The 411-nt window shown below is 70.1% G+C and carries 1 protein-coding gene; it reads left to right on the top strand.

Annotated elements, in window-relative coordinates; all coding sequences use genetic code 11:
• Positions 1–182: 182 nt before the first annotated feature.
• On the top strand, positions 183–411 hold a 229-nt coding region (locus tag EN852_RS35560), incomplete at its 3' end, for a hypothetical protein (RefSeq protein WP_210238293.1).

Raw genomic sequence — 411 nt, 5'->3', positions numbered from 1 at the left:
GCAGATTCCGCTGGCGGTACGACAACGCTTGCCAGCAGCAGCGGCACCTATAGTATCGAGTCCGGTGCCATCGACAGCAGTGGACGCAGGTCGGTGGTGCAGGCAGTGGTACGCAGTGGCTCGGGCGGGGTTCCCGGGCGGACTTACACAGTGCTTCGCTGGGAGCAGGGAATGACAGCAAGATGACGGCGTGGCAGGACAGACTGCGGCAGGTGCAGGGCCGGATCGGCCCGGGCGCGGGCCGTTTCCTGCGCTGGTGGCGTCAGTCGCTGCTGGCCTGGGTGCCGGTGCGCTGGCAATGGGCGCTGGGCTGGGGTCAGGCACGCCTGCTGTTGCAGCAGCAGGGGGGCGAGCTGCAGGTCTGGCGCGAGGCCGGTGAGCGCCGCGAAGCGGTGGCGCGCCTGCCGTGGC

It is taken from the genome of Mesorhizobium sp. M2E.F.Ca.ET.209.01.1.1 (assembly GCF_004010375.2).
GTDB lineage: Bacteria > Pseudomonadota > Alphaproteobacteria > Rhizobiales > Rhizobiaceae > Mesorhizobium.
This window is presented reverse-complemented; position numbering and strand designations above follow the sequence as displayed.